A 1955-nucleotide genomic window follows, 5' to 3' on the forward strand; every position below is an offset into this window, starting at 1 on the left:
ATTTTCAGGGTTCTTCTCAGCCGACTCTAATTTGCTTGGTGAGGCAGAATCTCGACTATCGTTGTTAGAGGCTTTCTCAGCACCAGTATTAATTGGATCGCCAGATATTGTGCCTTTTTTCTCACCGCTTAAGTGTTCAACTAACAACAATTCATCGCCATCAACCGTATAATGATTCAGTATGAAGTCTTCACTCTTTTTGATCGTCTTTTTTCTCACTTCTATATCGTCTTTCTTTGCCTCCGTTTCTTCATCACTTGCAGCAGCAAGTCCTGGGAGTGTTAATGCTGCCGTGGTGCTCAGTCCAGCCGTAATCGCAGTTCTCCTCGACAGGCTGTGTTGAATCGCCATACGGCGGCAGGGTAGGCCGCTAAATCAAAGGCGTTGAAGCGAGAGACTTCAGTTGTTCATGACCCAAATCTCCCGCTTCATCGGGGAGGTTGTGCCGGTTGCTCAAAGAGTTACTGGCGATGGAGGCGAATCCGCCGCCCCGGAAGGTGGCGGCGGATTCGCCGACTACGCACTCGTTTCCCTTCACTGTCTGCGGATTTACCTCGATTCGTCGTACCGCATGACGATCGACCTGCTCAAAGAGATGCCACAAATAACCGGGGAGATCGGCCTCAACACGGCCGATCTCCCTGCGCCGTCCACGTTGTGTAAGGCGTTCGATCGGATCAGCATGAGCGTCTGTCGAGTGCTGCTGCGCCAGTCGGCGCAGCTGCACGATCTCTCCGAACACGCCGCGATCGACGCCACATTCTACGACCGCTCACCAGCCAGCCGCCACTACTGCCAGCGAATCAGCTACCGCGTTCAGAAGCTCAAAGTCACGAAACTCGTCGATACAGTGTCTCAGGCTGTTCTTGACGTTCACTGCTCAACCAACCGGGAAGGAAGTGACGCCGATCTCGCTGAGCAGATCGCCCGCCGGAACGCGGGCGATCTGCGGTCTCTCGCCGCCGATAAGGGCTATGACAAGCAATCGCTCCGCGAAGGATTACGCGATCTCGGGATCAGACCGCTGATCAAGCACCGCATTTTCGCACCGTACGATCACGCACACAACGCCAGAATCGACGATAACCGCTACAATCAGCGCTCTATGACCGAAACCGTGAACTCGGCTGTCAAGCGCTCGCTCGGCTTCGCCGTGCGAGCGCGGTCGTGGTTCCGCGAGTTCCGTGAGATCGCTCTGATGTGTATGGTCTACAACATCAAGCGCTTCGTCAAACAGTGAATCTCTACGCCTTACAGCGATTCAACACAGCCCCTCGACAAGTCCCGCATTAGACGGGAACCTTCGCTATTTTCCTTATCGGACATCACAATTTAGTAACTATATTGAATCACCATAAACTTTCCTCTGCTTATAATATTATGGAAAAATAGAAAATAGAAGATATATTCTCCCGATAGCAACACTGGCACTTCGTGGGGGTGTAAAACAAGATCAGACGCAGGAAACCGATAAGGGCTATTTCGAACTGCCGCAAGCCTGTACCAAATCGAAGCACACGTGAAGCAATTAGATCAGATCTGGCGGAGCCGGCTCAGTTGCCAGTCAGTGTGCGCCGATCAGGTCAGTCTTAGTCCGTTCGCGCTTGTGCTCCGCGTCGCGCTCGTCAATGACCGCGTAGCTGAACACGAGCCCCTCATCGCGGTTCCGCCGGTGTCGATATAGCCGACTCTTCAGATTTCCGTTCTATCCAATCGAGCGCGCGCAACATGAGAAAAATAATCGATAACAACTTCCAATCTATACGACTGATTTCGCGACCCTTCTTAGCTTTACAAACTGGCGGTTCATACAGTCAATTGGAGATATGAACAATGAGAACCGACAAGACGAGGTGGGCAAGAAAGCGGTTGCCGCATCGACATATACCCTTCAAGGTACACAAAATATCCTAGACGATGCTCTTGCCGAGTTCGCTGAAGGCCATCCGACGTTC

2 protein-coding genes are annotated in these 1955 nt (G+C 52.2%); one reads left to right on the plus strand and one right to left on the minus strand.

Going from position 1 to position 1955, the window contains the following annotated elements:
* On the minus strand, positions 1-351 hold a 351-nt coding region (locus U4E84_RS16755; protein ID WP_322533242.1), incomplete at its 3' end, for a hypothetical protein.
* Positions 352-409: 58 nt separating this feature from the next.
* On the opposite strand from U4E84_RS16755, the gene U4E84_RS16760 reads away from it, so the two are divergent.
* Positions 410-1240 carry an IS5 family transposase gene (locus U4E84_RS16760; RefSeq protein ID WP_322533243.1) on the plus strand — a complete coding sequence of 277 codons (831 nt, stop codon included), beginning with the start codon at positions 410-412 and terminating at the stop codon, positions 1238-1240.
* Positions 1241-1955: the final 715 nt, after the last annotated feature.

The sequence above is a fragment of the Halorubrum sp. AD140 genome (assembly GCF_034497445.1).
Lineage (GTDB): Archaea > Halobacteriota > Halobacteria > Halobacteriales > Haloferacaceae > Halorubrum.